The sequence below is a fragment of the Leptospira mtsangambouensis genome (assembly GCF_004770475.1).
Taxonomy (GTDB): domain Bacteria; phylum Spirochaetota; class Leptospiria; order Leptospirales; family Leptospiraceae; genus Leptospira_A; species Leptospira_A mtsangambouensis.
This window is the reverse complement of the sequence record NZ_RQHK01000006.1, coordinates 152,535-168,745: the sequence shown is the minus strand read 5'-3', so window position 1 is coordinate 168,745 and position 16,211 is coordinate 152,535. Positions and strand designations below refer to the sequence as shown.

Sequence of the window (16,211 nt, the reverse complement as noted above, 5' to 3'; positions counted from 1 at the left end):
CGTTAAACTGAAGATAACCAAAACCTTCACGTGATGTCTGGCCGTAACTGACTGAACTAGGGTTTATTGGTAAATAACCAAACTCCACAGTTTCTTCATCAAGCCCAAGGATATAAAACGTGGCTGCAGATACGAGCATGAGTCCCATCAAAATCACCATGGGACCTGCTACCAATTGTCGATCTTTACGGTTTTCCATTGGCAATGTCCCCGCAACACGTTTCAAATTCCTAGCTTTTGATTCTGCGTCATCGATTACTTGGTTTTGTACCCCATACCAAAAGAAAAACTCATTAGGATTGTTTTGATAAAAAGACCGGATAGCAAGTCCATTGACGAGAGTTACATCTGATCTTGCTGCCGAATATGCCTGTCTAGATGCGTAATTTAAATATACATAACTTGCATAAAACAAAAGAGAACCATACAAAGAATAGGTGGCAAAATCTTTATAGGTGTGATCCAAAAAAACATTTTGTTTATTTTTATAATAAACATCTGTTTTACCTTCTCTCATCACAGCATCAACAACAACTTCCTCATTGTCTTGTGCATCAATTCCACGAAAATAATCGATATGACCTTCTTTAGATACCCTCAATCGATTCATACCAGAAGGGATAGCAATTCGTTCTAACGGAGTTTTCCCCAAATACTGAATTCCCAAATAAACATCCGCTTCCACATTCGAACGTACGGATATAAATGAATTACTTAGTTTGAGTGAAAGTTTCGCATCTAACTGAAATGGTTTCCCTTTTTCCAATTGGATCTCTTGTTTGTGCGGATGAAACCCTTCCTTAAAGATAAATAAAGACCTTTTACCAACAGGAAACTTTTTACCACTTAACGGAGTTTTCCCCAAATAAATTCCATCTAAATAAACAAGAGCACCCTCTTCTCCATCTGCAGAAACCGCAACAGTCGTTGTATCCTTTCCTTGCAATTTTTCACGAATGGATTCACCTAATGGCCCCATTTCTTGATATGCACGAATTACAGATGTTTTGTGCTCAAATGGAATAATTTTCCCCTCAAAATCATCGAAAAGAAACACCTTAGTAAAAAGTTCATTCTCGCGAACTTCAAAAGAACCAGTGATAATATAGTCGCAGTTTAATTTTGAGGCAAGACCAAATGATTCATCCGGTGTTGGAGCTTTCCTATCCAATAATTGTTTGATTGTTATCTTAATATAACGAGGATCTTTTTCTGGGGCCAGCTGTTTTTTACCAGACCTAAGATCTTCTAAATCTTTTTCATCATTGATTTCTTTTTTTTTCCGTTTTACGTTTAAAGATTCCACATCAATTTTTTCTTGTAACGTTTTGTCTGGTGATTCACCAAAAGAATGGTAAACTATGTTTGGTTTCGGATATTCTACATAAGTATATTCTAAATTTCTTAATTCAGAAAGTAATACCGATGGAATTCCTTTAATTAAATATTCTTTAGTTGGATCTTGTGTAGTGGCAACAAAGGAAAATAAACACAAATTACGAGAAGACTCATAGGTCACACTTCCCTTATAACTTTGTTTGGGAAAATTGTAATAATCATCTATAGAAAACAATGGCAATGTATTGGTTACAAGGCAAAGGATGATGAGTAATGCTGAAATTTTATGTTTCATTCTTTTTTAGGTTAGATCCCAAAGAATACACCAAAGTTAAAATGGCAACGATCGGAAGCAAAACGGAAACAGGGGACTTGTCAAAATAATCTTTAGAAAATGAGATTTGTTCTCCAAGACCGGGACCAGTATCACCCAGCGCCGTTTGAATTCCCAGATAGGAAAACAATGCCGTTGTCATGACTACTGCCGGCAATCCAGAGAAAAATAAAAACCTAAAAATATCTCGGAGCGCAGGTAAATAATGCAAAACAACTAAATGATATGATTTGGCTCCCATACAAAGAGAAGCAGCAAGATAGGGGCTTTCTTTGATCTCGCGAATTTTGGCAGTCAGTGTTTCATACGACAACGCCCAATCGGAAACTAAAATTGCAATAAAAATGGCAAAAGGACTATCCGGCAACAAACTCATGACGATGAGAGCAGATAACAAAGATGGGATTGCCAGAGATATAGAAACGATTCCAGAAAGTAAAAAATCAGATTTTTTAGGAAAAAAGAGAGTGAAGGTCGAGAGAAAAAAGGAAACAAAAATCGTAAAAATACGAGCTGGAATCACTAGAACTATGGTCGAAAAAGACCCATAACAAAATAAAGCAAAATTATCTCGCCCCAATCGATCGGTTCCAGCAAAAAAACCAGGAGAAAAAATAGGTAAGTTATTATTCGCCAAATCTACATTTGTTGGTTTCGGTAAAAACAAAACACCCACAAAAACTAATCCAAAAAATAAAAACCGGACAAAGGTATGTATATGAATCATGATGGAACACCTCCCGAAAAAAATCTTTGGAGATAAAACCCAATGCGATTCAAAGTATAAAACAATACACCTGAATACATTAGCAATGTTGCAAGTAATCGAGTATCCATTGACTTAATAGAATAATATAGAGACTTTCCTATTCCTGGAAAAAAGAAGATTTCTTCTACAACCATAGCGCCTGACAACAAGGATCCAAAATCCAATACTAAAAGGATCAGAGCCATCGGTAGTACTTTTAAAAAGATTTCTTTTCCAACTATATGACTCCAAGGATATGACCTAGTTTTTAATAATTGAACATACTTAGAATTAGCTTCTTTATTAATTTCAGGTAATAGATACAAAGACATACGAGCATATACCCTGGAACCCAAAGTAATCCCTGGCAAAACAACATAATATGTATTTCCTAATTCATAACCGCCAGGAGGAAACCACTCCAATCTATAAAAAAATAAAATCAAAAGAAGAATGGCGACAATAAAGATTGGAGTGGATAAAATTAAATTGGAAGTAAAGGAAACAATATCATACAAAACTTTTGATCGAAAATAAGTTGCCCCAAGCGAAAGACCAAATGCAAAAATAGAACCAACTAAAATACTAAAGAGTGCTAAATGAAATGTAGGAAAGAAACGAGTTAGGATATGCGAATATACAGATTCACCATTATCTGTTTTCCCACCCGATTCCAATATTAATGATTTCCAAAATTTCAAATAGGAAGAAAAAAAGTTTGTTTCCTGATTCTGGATTTCGGTAATCCCAGCATCTGCATAAAGAAAAGATTTATCTTTAGTATGAAACTCAGATACAAAACTACTGATGCAAGACAACAGTAGCAAAAAATACAGAAAACGGAATACTTCCGACTTCACTGGATTAACTTTTCGAAAGGAATGCCTTTTGGATTTCTTCGAAATTTTTGGCTTTGATGAGTTTTTCTCTTTCTTCAGGAATATTGAGGGTTTTGGCAATCAACGCTAATGTTTTGATATGATCCTGAAACTTATTTTTCGGAACAATGAGCATGATAAAAATTTGTACTAAACCATGATCAAGTGCATCAAAATCAATTCCTTGTGGCGCAATCGCCATTGCACATTTCAATTCATTTACATAGTGCACGGAACAATGAGGAATGGCTACACCACTCCCAATCCCCGTAGACATTGATTTTTCACGGTTCATTAAAGAAGAAACAGTTTCCTCTTCATAAGCAGGATCTAACGATTGTGTGGCGACCATATGTGAGATCATCTTTCGAATGGCATCCTCTTTCGTGGTTGCTTTGAAATCGAAAATGATATTTTTAGGGTCCAGAATCTCCAGAAGTTGATTCATATGGTATAACTTACTCCCACCTTTTCAAGATCGACTTATTTTCCAAGAAAAACCCTAACTAAGAGACCTTCTAAAAGAAAAAAAACAACCAATGCTGAAGCTGCGCTCAAACCCATTTTACCTACAAAAAACGCAATGGGAAGTAAAATGACAAATCCCAGCAAAGAAACATAATAGGAACCGTAAAAATTCCGCCCTGGGCCTACGTGCAAAAAGAAGGCAAGGGCCGAATAAGAAAGAATCCAGTTCAATCCCAACTGACCAGAACCAATCCCCCAAATTGAAAATAAGAGGAGCCAACCCAAAAAGAAACTAAGCAAAATTGTCCTACGAAAAGAAACCCAAGCGATCCCCACTAGAACATAAACCCCAAGGCAATCAGCAAAAGATAAAAAATCAATCTGTCGAGTCGGAACATTTGAAAACCAAGGCATTGAGAAAGGTAAAATAGAATTTTCCAAAGAAATACCTGTCCAAGGAATAAACTCCACTGGTGTACGAAAGGAATATCCTAACAAAGAAAATACTGTATCCCAAATCAAAACAAAAAGAAAAACCAAACTAAAGAGAGGAACTCTGTATGAATATTGTTGGATGAAAAAATAATGAACCACGATTGCAAAAAGAAAAGCAACTGGCAATAAAATTGGATGCAACCAAGTTGTGGGTAAAACCAAAAAAACAATCAGCAACTGAGAAAGTAAACCCAGCCAATAAGGTGATTGGTTTGCTCGAATACAAAATCCAAAATAAACCAAAGTCAGAATTGATACTATCGCAATCGGTAAAATTGGTATTGGTAAAACATGAGCCAATGAATATCCAAGAAACCCAATTAAGGTTAAAAAATAAAAGAAATCTGCAAATACTTCTGAAGACTTAACTCCCCAACTATTTTCAGATAGAATATAAAGGTTCTTTAACATATAGTAACGGTTGCTAAACCATAACTCCTTCAATTCGTTTCCGAATGTCAATTCCAGATGGGCAGTAAACAGTACAAATCCCGCAGGATATACACTGACTCTTTTCGAATTCTTCTACTCTCCCTTTGATGAGTTGCACAGGATTTGCATGGGTTGGACAATAGTTGTTACATTCCAAACAATCTATACAACTGAATTCTTTTCTGGATGCAGGAAGTTTTTCGTAAAGAGTGATCGAATATTGTTCATAAATATTAAAATAACCCAAGGAAACGACATCCATTGGTTTTACTTCTTCAAACACTGTTTGAAACGAAGCAATTTTATATCGTTTGTCTAAGTTTGCTGGAATGAAGGTCAGTGATTGTCCGTTTGTTAAAAAAAACTGGCGCGGCTCCAAATCCATTCTTCCTTTGCGATCTACCAAAAAAACTGCCAAATGTCTTTTTGTAAAAGGTTCGTTATAGTATAACATTCGCAAGATATGGAATATCGTTTCAGCACCTAAAAATAGGATATCATGATTGAATAAAGATTTTCTGGTTTTATCTACTGTCTCGTGAAATTGTTTGTGAAGAAAAAACTCAGGAATCCCATTAGGATGTTCAAAATCCAAAGTAGGTTGTTCAAAAAAATTAGAGACTTCTGCTTTCGGGAAAATTTGTTTTAGCAGTTCATTGAAGGCAAGATAAGACTCCTTCATGTCTCGAAGAATCATTTCTTCAAAGTTTAGATGTTGGTATCTACAAAATGGTGATAATACAATTTTGAAAGTAGAGTCTTTCTTAAATTTTTGAAAATAATCCTTCAGAGGAGTTTCAATCAAATCCAAAGAATACAAAGCACCCAAATCAAAAGATTCCAATAGAGTTGGAAAATCGTACTGGCGAAAATGATAAGGCGAAGTGGTAGACCAAGAACCATCTTGTTTGATTTGAAAGTGTTTTTGGTCTGGAGTGAGACTAGCAACCCCATTGACTGGAGCAAGCACCTTCTTACCGTTATGCGCGAGCATAACCTGACCATGAGTCACTCGAGTCGGATAGGAATCAGAGAGAACGCTGCCCGCAGGAACGGGGATCAGGAATTGACCCTGAATCGTCCGTTCTTTTTTGTTTTCAGTTTTATGAAATTTGCGAGCGAAGGCGCGAGGTAACCTGGGGAACAACACGCCGGTAATGATTTAGACGGCTTTCACCATGTAGATTTCGTCTTTGATTGGGAGTTCTTTTTTCAAGTTCTTGATATAAGGTAGAATCTCTCCCATTTCTTCATAATACTCGCAGTTTGTTTGCATACGACGAGCTACAGTAAAGTATTTATAAAGTTTTTCTTCACCGGAACGTTTTGACCATTTCTTCTTGTTACATTTGACTCGAAGAATGTATTTATCTTGCTCCGATTCGTATTGGCGAACGACGACACAATGCAAACAGTTCGCGCAGTAGACTTTTTCACTCATGGATGACCCCTGAACCTAGGTTGAATTTACAGCTTTTTGGAAGGAAAGGTTTCGTCAAGTAAGTACCACCGCTCTTTCCTTAAGCGATGGCACGAAGTTCCTTTTCTGCTTTGGTCGCTGGTTTGAACTTCCAGAACGACTCTGCCACAGAAAGGTAAGCGACATAGAAAAATCCAATGGAATAGAGAACCATAAAACCGATCATGTATGGTTTTCCGACCATGAAGGATAAATAAATACAAAACACACAATAAACGCCCATAAAAAATTCGAGGAAAGCTCGGTAATCGACAGGAACCACATATTTGATTTTGTCCTGCAAACTATCCCCTTCTTTCTCAATTCTGAGTTTCGGTGTGCGTTTGAAACCGGATTGAACTCCGAAAACTGCTTCTACCCAAGCATAAGTGTTCATCACGGCAATTCCGGTTCCAATCATCACAAGGATGGGAAGGTAAACCAATTTGGATTTCCAATCTTTGTGGATTTCTCTTTGGGAATAGGCGTAAAAAATCACAGGACCCATCGATCCGATGGATAGAACTGCCGCCGAACCAAAAAGAATTTCCATTGGGAGGTCATCCATTTTAAACCCAGCCCAGTATTCCATAAGGAGAAGTGGAGCTGTGAGAAGGATGTTGATGATCATCAGTGGGTGAACAGAATAATTGATTAGGTGAGTGATTGCCTCACCTTTGATTTTCCAAGATTCTTTGGACTTCCAAATCCGAGGAATGAGTTTGACCGCAGTTTGGATGGAGCCTTTGCACCAGCGGAATTGTTGAGCTTTGTAGGCGTTCATGGTCGCAGGAATTTCTGCCTTACAAACTACATCTTTGATGTAACGGAATTTCCAACCTTTGAGTTCCGCGCGGTAAGAAAGATCAAAGTCCTCAGTGAGAGTGTCATGTTCCCATCCACCAGCGTCTTCAATACAAGAACGTCTCCAGATTCCGGCGGTTCCATTGAAGTTCATCCAAAGGCTTGCACCGTTTCTTGCGACTTGTTCGATCATAAAGTGACCGTCGATTCCGAAACTTTGTGCTTTGGTTAAGATATTATATGTTTCGTTGATATGACCCCAACGAGTTTGGACCATTCCAATGGATTTATCTTCAAAATATCCCATCGTGCGAAGTAAAAAATCAGAATCTGGAGTGAAATCAGCATCAAAGATAGCAATGAAATCACCTTTTGCTTTTGCCATTCCTTCATCCAAAGCACCCGCTTTGTGGCCTTTGCGATTGGTTCTATGAACGTGTTCGATCCAAATCCCTTTTTTCTTGTACTGAGCTACAAGAGTTGCTACCTTTTCGATGGTTTCATCTGTGGAATCATCCAAAACTTGGATTTGGAGTTTTTTGGCTGGGTATTCAAGGTTACATGCAGATTCGATCAATCGATCCACAACATAAAACTCGTTAAAAATAGGAAGTTGGACCGTAACAGTAGGAAGGTTTTTGTCCTTTAAGGAAAGGACTTTGGTTTCATCCTCCGCACAGTTTTGTTTGTATCTGCTATACAAAAACACCATGAGGTAGGTGTGTAACCCGAAGTAGAACAGAACCAAAATATCAAAGCCGTAGAGAACCAAAAACGATATAGATAAAAACGTGAGCATAGTTATAGTCAAATTCGGCACATAGGGCGTTTTGGTCAAACATTTTGTGCACCGCCAAATAAAATAAGATTTTCTTTAGTTTGCGAATGTGGCCCATCCAACATCTTTGGTAGCAAATTCTATGGATTCTCAATGGAAACGTTTCTGGGAAACCGGCCTATTCCCCTCACTTGAGTTTAGTCTTAGCCTATCCATTGGTTATGTACTTTCTCTATTTTTTTATGTAGCCGGGTCTGAACTTGCTCTCATCGATCGTACGGACACTGCGTACCCAGTGCTACAAATCCTTCTAATTATTTCCTTTGCAATTGGATTTATTTATAGGAAATACAAACAAACGTTACCTTTCAGTTTGGCCTTGGCCCTTCTTGTGGTTGCCATCCTACAGATCTTTTGGTTTTTACGAGCCAACTCAGCAGAGTTCCTAATCGATTATATCTTTTCCTTTGAATTGGTTTTGCTTAGTGGAGTTTTGTCAGCATTTGCTGTTGGGATTTACGGAGGTTCTTTACGTGATTTTCGTTTTTTAAGTTTTGCACTTGGTGTCACTGTGTTTACATTCTATTCTCTCTTTGAACCCAACCAAAACTACTCAATGAAAGTATTGCTTGCTGTTTTATATATTTTGTTATCCTTATACCTACTGAGTACATTTGTACAAAGAAGTCCTTATTCTAGCAAGTTTTACAAAATTCGATCAAAAATCGGCAAACATCCGTTATTTGCACCATTTTATCGATCTGCACTTTCATTATTAATATCATATTGTATCTTACACTTATATTTTCAACCAGGGCCCAAAATACCACTCATCCTTTCTGTTTCCTTTTCAGTGATCTTTGGAAGAGTTTTATCTTTACTAGGTGGATTAAAAAAAGAAACCAAGGCAGTGTTTCTCATTGGAAGAGTTGCCCTTCTATTTGCTTTTTTCTTTTTTATTTACCAGACGTATTGGAGTTCTTTTTTTATCGCACTTTGTATCATCACAGGATCAATTGTTGGTTTTTTCAAACCGAACAAAACTCCATATAAAGAATATCTATTGATAGGTTTTGAAACAAGTATTTACCTTGGTCTTTCCTTTTTGTTATATTTCTGGAATTTACCAATGGGAATCCGAACCGTCTCAGCTTTGTTATTCGTTCCTGTTTTAGTTTATCCTTATTTAATGCAGAAACATATTGTACGTTTGCCCAGGATTTTGATGTTGGCTGCTGCAACTTTAATCGTTTTACTTTTCTTTTCACCACCAACGATTAGAACCAGTTCTCCTTTTTCCAAAAAAGAAATATTTGATCCGATTCCTTTTGCGATCACCAACATTACTTTTAATAAAAAGGATTATATTTATTATAAATCTGTATTACCGTTTGAATCGAATCCATTTTTGCCAAAACATTCGGAAATCAAAGATAAAACTGTGGTGTTAGGCCTTAGCTCCAACCAATCACAAATTATCTCCTATATTGAAAGATTAAGCCAGGAACAACATCCATTTTTAATCCTCACAACGAGAAACAAATCCAACCAGTTCCATCATATCAATGCGTTATCTCTTTTGAGTCGAAAATCGTATTGGAATTTTGATATTTATTATCCTAGTTATTTAGAATCAAAAATTGGTTTTGCTAATAGTTTGCCAGTAGATTGGAAGTTAAAATATTTTGCTGAAAAATTAGATAATGCAACAACCCAGGAAGTGGTAGCAGTCATTGATTCCGTTTTGAAATATTCGTCTGGAGATTTAAGAAAAGATGCACTTGAGATCAAACATCTTTATTATGAATCCTTTGCAGAATATGCAAGATTTTACCACACAATAGGACAAAACAAACTAGCATTAGATGCAATTGCAATCGCAAGAAAATTTGAACCTCCAAAACCAGATATACTCAGAATTGCTTTTAATAGTTTAAAATTTACGACTCCAGAAGCTGAATACATTCCTATTTTAGAAGACCTAAGTTCGGATGTTGAATTTCAGGAATTCGCTTGGAATTCGCTGATTCCGATGTTTGAATCGTTAGGGGATTGGAACAATGCACTCCGTACGATGAGTTCATTGGAACGATTTTATCGCGTAAACAACCACATTGACCAAGCCAATGAACTTGAGTTAGCACGCGTTCGGTTGTTTATAAACCAAGAAAATTGGAAAGAAGTAGAACCTATCATCAGCTCAAGGATCAGAGAAAACCCTGATTCAGTGATTTGGGAAAGACTTAAAAACGAAGTTATAGAAAAAAAAGATTCACTTAGAAGGTTGAGTGTTCGACCTGATGTGAGAGAGGCAAGAATTCAATGATCCATTCTACACTACTCGGAATCCTCGCAGCCGTTTTATCGGTGTTTGTTGCAATATTAATCGAAGGCGCATCGCTAAGATCCTTTTTCCATCTTCCCGCGATGTTACTCATCGTAGGTGGAACGTTAGGTGCAACATTCGCATCTTATTCCATTTCCCAAGTAACGAAGGCCGTAAGAGATACAAGGTTTGCTCTTTCGAGAAAAAAAGAAAGAGATCTCAAACTTATATTTTTTCGATTTTGGGAAAAAGCTAGAAAAGATGGCCTATTGTCGTTAGAAGACGAAGCAAAAAAATTAGATAATCCATTTTTACAGAAAGGGATTCAACTGATTGTAGATGGCTCAGATCCAAGAACCATTGAAGAAATTTTATGGGAAGCACACGAAGAAGAAGAAAAGAATGATATGAAATCTGCGAAAGTTTTTGAAACAGCAGCAGGTTTTTCTCCCACAGTCGGAATCATTGGTACTGTGTTAGGACTTGTCACGGTTCTCGAAAATTTAGATGGTGGAACAAAGGTTCTGGGACAAGGGATAGCAACGGCCTTCATTGCCACTTTTTATGGGATCTCATTTGCAAACTTAATTTTACTCCCTATTTCGAACCAACTCAAAGTTGTCGCCAAACGCGAGAGTAACGAACGACAAGCCATCATGAGAGGAATTTTATCGTTACAATCTGGCGAAAATCGTAGGATCCTCGCAGAACGAATTGATCCTTTTGTTAAATATTAACTGTTAATTTTTGGAATCGGGTTTGATGCAGAACAACTGATGAATTTTTTCATCACGAAAGTCTGCAGGAATCGATTCCTTGGTTCGATTGATACAAAGAAAACCCCGTTCGTTCCACTCTTCATCCACAACTTCCATTTTAAATTTTCTAAAATTGGTAGAAAACCAAATCTCACCATTATCAGAAAGAAATTTTGTTAATAGTAACAACAGAAGATTTCTATGTTTTGTTTGGACGTCCCACTCTTCTCGCATTTTTTTACTATTAGAAAAGGTTGGAGGATCCAAGAAAATTAAATCATAACGTTCCCTGTTTGGATTTTTGGTTTCTTCTTCGATCCATTGCAAAATATCAGCATTGACTATTTGATGATTTGTCGACTTAAAACCATTATGTTCGAGATTTTTTAAAGCCCAATCACAATAAGTTTTGGAGAGATCCACACTTTTTGTTTTTTTTGCACCACCTGACGCGGCGTAAACGGAGAATGCACCAGTATAAGAAAATAAATTTAATACTGATTTTCCCTGTGAGGTTTTTCTAATCCAATCTCTTGTAATACGATGATCCAAAAAAAGGCCTGTATCTAAATAATCAGATAGATTGATACGAAATTCTAAATTTGATTCCTTTACCCATTCAAAATTTCCTTCGATGGCTAATTTGTCGTATTGGTCTGAGCCTTTTTGTTTTTTACGTCGTTTTAGAAACAGTTGTCCTTCGGTGATTTGGAATACATCTCTTACAATTGTTGCAATTCTGTCGAAACGATCATCATGACCTTCTTCGGCTTGAAATCGCAATGAACTTTTGTCATACAATACCAATCCGCTGGGATACCGATCCAAAATGCATGGTATTTGTGGAATGTCTTCAGAATAAATACGATAACATTCAATTGATTCTCTTTTTGCCCATTTTTCGCGTTCCTTCTTTAATTTGCGAAGGCGATTTTCAAACATGGTAAGGGCACCAAATCCCCGTTCGGTCATGTATTATCCTTTTTGGGCAGGTTGGGATTTTTGGGTAGATCTCCCCGCCCTATTGAGACTGGGTGGGGTTATCCACCCGCCACCCAATACGCTCCGTTTACCACGACACGGCAAAAAAGTCCTTCATAAATCAGAATCCAAAAGATTTTTTTATGATCAGTTCATGTTTTTGATTGGTGAGGATTGATACGCAGAAAAGACTGTCGGCTATGTCGACAAAAGATACCACCTTCATTTACTGTGACGGTAGTTCCCGTGGAAATCCAGGACCTGCAGCGATCGGTGTTTCGTTTCAAAACAATGATGGAGTCGAATTTTTTTTTCTTTCTGAAAAAATCGGAAACGCAACAAACAATGTAGCAGAATGGCAAGCTTTACATCGAGGGATGGAAGAAGCCATCAACCAAAATCTTCAAAAAATTCGATTCCGTTTGGATTCAGAACTTGTCGTCAAACAGATGAAAGGCGAATACAAAGTAAAAAACAAAGACTTACTTGTTTTTAAAAACAAATGCGATTCTTTAAAATCATCTTTCCAAAACTTTGAAATTCAATACATCCCTCGAGAACAAAACTCTCGAGCTGACCAATTAGCAAACCTAGCCCAAGACAAAAAGGATTGATTGTGAAGTTTTGTTTTTATCTTCTTTTCTGTTTTTTTTTGATCACTTCCTTTGCCCAATGCAAAAAGTCGGTCACAAAACAGTTGGATGAGATTTTAGAAACCGGTTCACACTTCCAATCAGCAACCTTTTGTGAGAAAAACAAAACATTACTTACAGAAAGAAAAGATGATTGTGAAAAAGTGACACATCTGGCCAAAGAAGAAATCGATTCTATTCTCAACCGAAAATTGGATTTAGGTATTGCTCCAGTCATTGTAGAAAAAAACAAGGGAAAGGAAATTGAGGAGTTCTTACAAGTCCACACTCGGATGGGAATCCGTTATTGGGAAATCTGGAAAGCAAACGTGATTTTAGAATAGACAATCTTCGGCCATCACAGGATAAACAAATCATGGCTGGAGATCCTTCTCAAATACTAAAAAAAATTGGACTAAAAGTAACGAAAAATCGTGAACAAGTTCTATCCATTCTACAAGGATCCCCAAGGCCCCTGAACCACCAAGAAATCATGGAAAAACTCCCCAAAGAGGAGTCTTGGGACAGAGTGACCATCTACAGAGCTTTATCTGATTTAGAAGAAAAAAACCTACTCAATTCTCTTCATTCCACAGATCGTGTCACCTATTTCGAGTTAAAGTCTGATGGAAACCATATTGTTTCCGCAGCACATGGACATTTGATTTGTAATGTTTGTGGTAAAATTGAATGTATTGATGATCCTTGGAATGGAATTCCTTCCGCCAAACAGTTAAAAGGTTTTTCTACCGAATCGGTTGAAATCGTTTTTAGAGGCAAGTGTAGAAATTGCCAATAGATCCGCAAATCTTAATCCCCAAAAACAACTTAAACCACCTATTACAAATTGATTCTGCTCTGAAAGGAGCGGGATTTGAATGTTTTCTTGTCGGAGGTTCAGTGCGGGATTTGGTCATGGGTAAAATTCCGAAAGAATACGATCTTACAACAAATGCCGAACCGAAACAAGTCAAACGTCTCTTTCGGACTGTGATCGACACGGGAATCGAACATGGAACTGTAACAGTTGTTTTAGATAAAGTTCATTACGAAGTTACAACCTATCGCATTGACAAAGATTATACAGATGGTAGAAGGCCTGACCATGTAGAATTTGGAACGACATTATCAGAAGACCTAAAACGTCGAGATTTTACAATGAATGCGTTGGCATATGATTTGACAACTGGCCTTCTTGTTGATGAACACTCCGGTCAGAAAGATATCCAAGAACGGAAAATTCGTACGATTGGAGACCCAATCAAACGATTCTCTGAAGATGGATTACGACCCATTCGCGCCTTACGATTTGCTAGTACATTGGGTTTTGAAATTGAACCCGAAACCAAAAAAGCAATTCATGAAACAAAACAAATCACCAAAAAAATATCTTTAGAACGTTTTCAAGATGAAATTCTAAAATCTTTTATAGGCCAAAACCCATCTCGAATGATCCAACTTCTTGTCGAGGAAGGTATCTTTCAAATTTTTCTTCCAAGTCTTCCAACTGAATTAAATCCTCAAAAATATTTTTTAGAAAGACTAGACCAAACATCCAAAGAGATCATCGGACTCCAATTGGCATTGGCATTTTATTCTTTCCTTGCAGATACTACTTCAAAAGAAGTAGAAACAATTTTACGGACCTTGAAGTTTTCTGGCCAAAACACCAAAGACTGCTTATTGTTCTTTGATTTTATTTCTAAATGGGAATCAAATCTCAAAAAAACCAATATAGATGAATTTTTATTAAAGAAAGAATATTTAGCGCCAGTTAAACGACATTTTCAAAACAGATTTAAAATCGATAGAGAATTCATTCTCAAACTGACTCCAATTTTTGGAGAAACCACAATGCAACTAGTTCAAATTTGGGAAGAAGAACCCCCATTGCTTCTGACGGATATGAAACTGAACGGCAATCACCTCACCGAATCCTTCCCTGACCTGGCAAAAACGCATTATGGGACGGTTTTAAATCTCCTCTTGGACCTTGTCCTACACTCGCCTAAAGAAAATGAATATTCTAGACTATTGCGTCACTCTGCTCAATTTATAAGCAATCTGATTAAATAAATCCGAAATCCCCTCCCATTTGCTTTCTTTTTTGTTCTTTTATTAATCAAAAATTTATTTTTTTTTCGAAAGAACCCATTCAAATACAGTGTTTCTCTTTTTTTATCCTGAGGCCAGGTCGAATTTCCGCCAACCTGGTACACAACTTGCACAACAAGTTCACATAGGAGAAATGGCAAATGAGAAATAAATACACTCTGTTGGCGACGATCGTTGCTACCTTATTTTCCCAAGCTTCCCTTTTTGCTCAGGATAAAAAGGAAAAGGATAAGTCTTGGTATGAGTTGGTAAATTTTTCCGGATATGTGGATGTATACTATAACTATACTACAAACAACCGGCAAGGTGCTACACAAGATACAGCGGGAACTTTCCACACTTACAACAAGCAGTTTGCTGTGAACGCAGTTAAACTCTCTATGGAGAAGTTGGCGGATAAGGAAAGTCCATGGGGTTTCCGTTTGGATATGCAAAACGGACAAAACAACATGTACCAAGAACGTCCGTATCAAACAACGAACTCTCTTCATAACATGCAGTTGTTACAACAAGCTTATGTTTCAGCATACTTCCCAGTACTCAAAGGGTTGACAGTTGACGTAGGTAAGATGGCAACACATATCGGATTGGAACTTCTTGACTCAAAGGATAACATCGCTTACACGATTGGTTATGTGTTCTTTAACACTATCCCATTTATCCATACCGGTGCAAGAGCAAACCTCCAAATTAACGACAGGCTATCCACTGGTCTTTACCTCTACAACAGTGCCCAAGGAACTGGCTATACAGGAAACGGCCAACAATTTGGATATAACGGTTTAGCGGCTTATGGTGATCCAGCTGGAGGATCTAGTCTAACTAGTACACAACAACATGCTTATGCGGATGGTCCAAACCCAACAAGAGCGATTGGAACACAAGTAAAGTATGATGTGGTACCTGACAAATTCCAAGTGGTTTGGAACACATTGCAAGCGAATGATAATATCAAAGGTAGACAAGACAACTCCCTTTACTATCTAGAGCAAGCAACTGGAACTTCATTCCCAAAACAATCGTCTTTCAAAACTGACCATTGGATGATCCAAAACTTGATTTTGATCTACAAACCAACTGATAAATTGACTACTATCTTTGACTATACTTACGGTGAAAGAGCTGGTCAAACAAATACAGCTGCTTATGGTTATGAATCTACTGGGATTACCAAAGCAAAGTTAGATACTGCGATGCCGGGTCTTGTTCCTGATTTAGCTCCAAGCTTAGTTGCTTTGGGTTTCAACAAAGATACAAGTTTTACTCGTGAAAACAGAGTTAAACGAGTTTATCAAACATACCAATTACAAGCGAAGTATCAATTCACAAACTTCTTTGCACTTGGTTTCCGTTTTGAGTATCTCGATGACAAACGTTACGGTGGTTCACTTGCTGTAAACCCTCCTCTATTTGCAGTAACACCTGCAGACAGATATGACCTCAAGTTTCAAGATACAATTGGTGCAAGAGCGGTTAGTAACTACGGACAAATCAAAACCCTTACTTTTACACCTACTTTTGACTTAACGGAAAACCTTCAAGTGAAAGTAGACTTAAGAAGAGACTGGGGTCCTGGTCAACAATTCGTAGATACTTCTGGAAGACCGGCTTCCCACCAAAATGGTATTATCGTCGGTATGGTAGCAAAATTCTAAGGAGAAAATG

General features: G+C 37.3%; 16 protein-coding genes. 7 read left to right on the top strand and 9 right to left on the bottom strand.

Annotated features, from left to right (window positions below; translation table 11 throughout):
* From EHR01_RS10120 to EHR01_RS10085, 8 genes are all read right to left on the bottom strand, one after another.
* The coding region (locus tag EHR01_RS10120; protein WP_135694663.1) for a PEGA domain-containing protein at positions 1–1,633 on the bottom strand (1,633 nt) is incomplete at its 3' end.
* Entirely contained in the window at positions 1,623–2,399 is a 777-nt protein-coding gene (locus EHR01_RS10115; RefSeq protein WP_135694662.1) for an ABC transporter permease subunit, read from the bottom strand. The genes EHR01_RS10120 and EHR01_RS10115, both read right to left, overlap by 11 nt.
* Positions 2,396–3,280: an ABC transporter permease subunit gene (locus EHR01_RS10110; protein ID WP_135694661.1), complete on the bottom strand. Its 885-nt coding sequence runs from the start codon at positions 3,278–3,280 to the stop codon at positions 2,396–2,398. The genes EHR01_RS10115 and EHR01_RS10110 overlap by 4 nt, the downstream gene beginning before the upstream one ends.
* Before the next feature lie 4 nt (positions 3,281–3,284).
* Entirely contained in the window at positions 3,285–3,746 is a 462-nt protein-coding gene (locus tag EHR01_RS10105) for a PTS sugar transporter subunit IIA (protein ID WP_100720544.1), read from the bottom strand.
* 35 nt (positions 3,747–3,781) lie between these two features.
* A complete protein-coding gene (locus EHR01_RS10100) occupies positions 3,782–4,672 on the bottom strand; it encodes a hypothetical protein (RefSeq protein ID WP_135694660.1) in 891 nt (296 codons plus the stop codon).
* Positions 4,673–4,685: 13 nt separating this feature from the next.
* Positions 4,686–5,687, bottom strand: coding sequence for an ATP-binding protein (locus EHR01_RS10095; protein WP_135694659.1), 1,002 nt, complete (start codon positions 5,685–5,687; stop codon positions 4,686–4,688).
* A 168-nt stretch (positions 5,688–5,855) separates the two neighbouring features.
* Positions 5,856–6,134: a hypothetical protein gene (locus EHR01_RS10090; RefSeq protein WP_002973362.1), complete on the bottom strand. Its 279-nt coding sequence runs from the start codon at positions 6,132–6,134 to the stop codon at positions 5,856–5,858.
* Between the two features lie 79 nt (positions 6,135–6,213).
* Positions 6,214–7,755 carry a cellulose synthase family protein gene (locus EHR01_RS10085; RefSeq protein WP_167482943.1) on the bottom strand — a complete coding sequence of 514 codons (1,542 nt, stop codon included), beginning with the start codon at positions 7,753–7,755 and terminating at the stop codon, positions 6,214–6,216.
* 121 nt (positions 7,756–7,876) lie between these two features.
* On the opposite strand from EHR01_RS10085, the gene EHR01_RS10080 reads away from it, so the two are divergent.
* Together EHR01_RS10080 and EHR01_RS10075 are read left to right on the top strand one after the other, a co-directional pair.
* Positions 7,877–10,060 (top strand): hypothetical protein, encoded by a 2,184-nt coding sequence (locus EHR01_RS10080; protein WP_135694675.1) that lies wholly within the window; start codon positions 7,877–7,879, stop codon positions 10,058–10,060.
* Positions 10,057–10,797 (top strand): motility protein A, encoded by a 741-nt coding sequence (locus tag EHR01_RS10075; protein WP_135694658.1) that lies wholly within the window; start codon positions 10,057–10,059, stop codon positions 10,795–10,797. Before EHR01_RS10080 ends, EHR01_RS10075 begins: the two co-directional genes overlap by 4 nt.
* A gap of 3 nt (positions 10,798–10,800) precedes the next feature.
* On the opposite strand, the gene EHR01_RS10070 is transcribed toward EHR01_RS10075, so the two are convergent.
* Complete coding sequence (locus EHR01_RS10070; protein WP_135694657.1) at positions 10,801–11,790, bottom strand: class I SAM-dependent methyltransferase; 990 nt, start codon at positions 11,788–11,790, stop codon at positions 10,801–10,803.
* 209 nt (positions 11,791–11,999) lie between these two features.
* On the opposite strand from EHR01_RS10070, the gene EHR01_RS10065 reads away from it, so the two are divergent.
* From EHR01_RS10065 to EHR01_RS10045, 5 genes are all read left to right on the top strand, one after another.
* Positions 12,000–12,413 carry a ribonuclease HI family protein gene (locus tag EHR01_RS10065; RefSeq protein ID WP_135694656.1) on the top strand — a complete coding sequence of 138 codons (414 nt, stop codon included), beginning with the start codon at positions 12,000–12,002 and terminating at the stop codon, positions 12,411–12,413.
* Positions 12,414–12,415: 2 nt separating this feature from the next.
* Complete coding sequence (locus tag EHR01_RS10060) at positions 12,416–12,775, top strand: hypothetical protein (protein WP_135694655.1); 360 nt, start codon at positions 12,416–12,418, stop codon at positions 12,773–12,775.
* A 32-nt stretch (positions 12,776–12,807) separates the two neighbouring features.
* Positions 12,808–13,230, top strand: a complete 423-nt coding sequence (locus tag EHR01_RS10055) for a Fur family transcriptional regulator (protein WP_004786486.1) — start codon at positions 12,808–12,810, stop codon at positions 13,228–13,230.
* The gene (locus EHR01_RS10050; protein ID WP_135694654.1) at positions 13,221–14,507 is read left to right on the top strand and encodes a CCA tRNA nucleotidyltransferase; all 1,287 of its coding nucleotides are present in this window, start codon (positions 13,221–13,223) and stop codon (positions 14,505–14,507) included. The genes EHR01_RS10055 and EHR01_RS10050 overlap by 10 nt, the downstream gene beginning before the upstream one ends.
* 179 nt (positions 14,508–14,686) lie before the next feature.
* Positions 14,687–16,201, top strand: a complete 1,515-nt coding sequence (locus EHR01_RS10045; RefSeq protein ID WP_135694653.1) for an outer membrane beta-barrel protein — start codon at positions 14,687–14,689, stop codon at positions 16,199–16,201.
* The last annotated feature ends 10 nt before the right edge of the window (positions 16,202–16,211 follow it).

What these genes read in the sequence shown, in the direction of transcription:
- EHR01_RS10115 (WP_135694662.1), bottom strand. Translation starts at nt 2,399, where the DNA reads ATGATTCATATACATACCTTTGTCCGGTTTTTATTTTTTGGATTAGTT.
- EHR01_RS10105 (WP_100720544.1), bottom strand. Translation starts at nt 3,746, where the DNA reads ATGAATCAACTTCTGGAGATTCTGGACCCTAAAAATATCATTTTCGAT.
- EHR01_RS10100 (WP_135694660.1), bottom strand. Translation starts at nt 4,672, where the DNA reads ATGTTAAAGAACCTTTATATTCTATCTGAAAATAGTTGGGGAGTTAAG.
- EHR01_RS10095 (WP_135694659.1), bottom strand. Translation starts at nt 5,687, where the DNA reads ATGCTCGCGCATAACGGTAAGAAGGTGCTTGCTCCAGTCAATGGGGTT.
- EHR01_RS10090 (WP_002973362.1), bottom strand. Translation starts at nt 6,134, where the DNA reads ATGAGTGAAAAAGTCTACTGCGCGAACTGTTTGCATTGTGTCGTCGTT.
- EHR01_RS10085 (WP_167482943.1), bottom strand. Translation starts at nt 7,755, where the DNA reads ATGCTCACGTTTTTATCTATATCGTTTTTGGTTCTCTACGGCTTTGAT.
- EHR01_RS10080 (WP_135694675.1), top strand. Translation starts at nt 7,877, where the DNA reads ATGGATTCTCAATGGAAACGTTTCTGGGAAACCGGCCTATTCCCCTCA.
- EHR01_RS10075 (WP_135694658.1), top strand. Translation starts at nt 10,057, where the DNA reads ATGATCCATTCTACACTACTCGGAATCCTCGCAGCCGTTTTATCGGTG.
- EHR01_RS10070 (WP_135694657.1), bottom strand. Translation starts at nt 11,790, where the DNA reads ATGACCGAACGGGGATTTGGTGCCCTTACCATGTTTGAAAATCGCCTT.
- EHR01_RS10065 (WP_135694656.1), top strand. Translation starts at nt 12,000, where the DNA reads ATGTCGACAAAAGATACCACCTTCATTTACTGTGACGGTAGTTCCCGT.
- EHR01_RS10055 (WP_004786486.1), top strand. Translation starts at nt 12,808, where the DNA reads ATGGCTGGAGATCCTTCTCAAATACTAAAAAAAATTGGACTAAAAGTA.
- EHR01_RS10045 (WP_135694653.1), top strand. Translation starts at nt 14,687, where the DNA reads ATGAGAAATAAATACACTCTGTTGGCGACGATCGTTGCTACCTTATTT.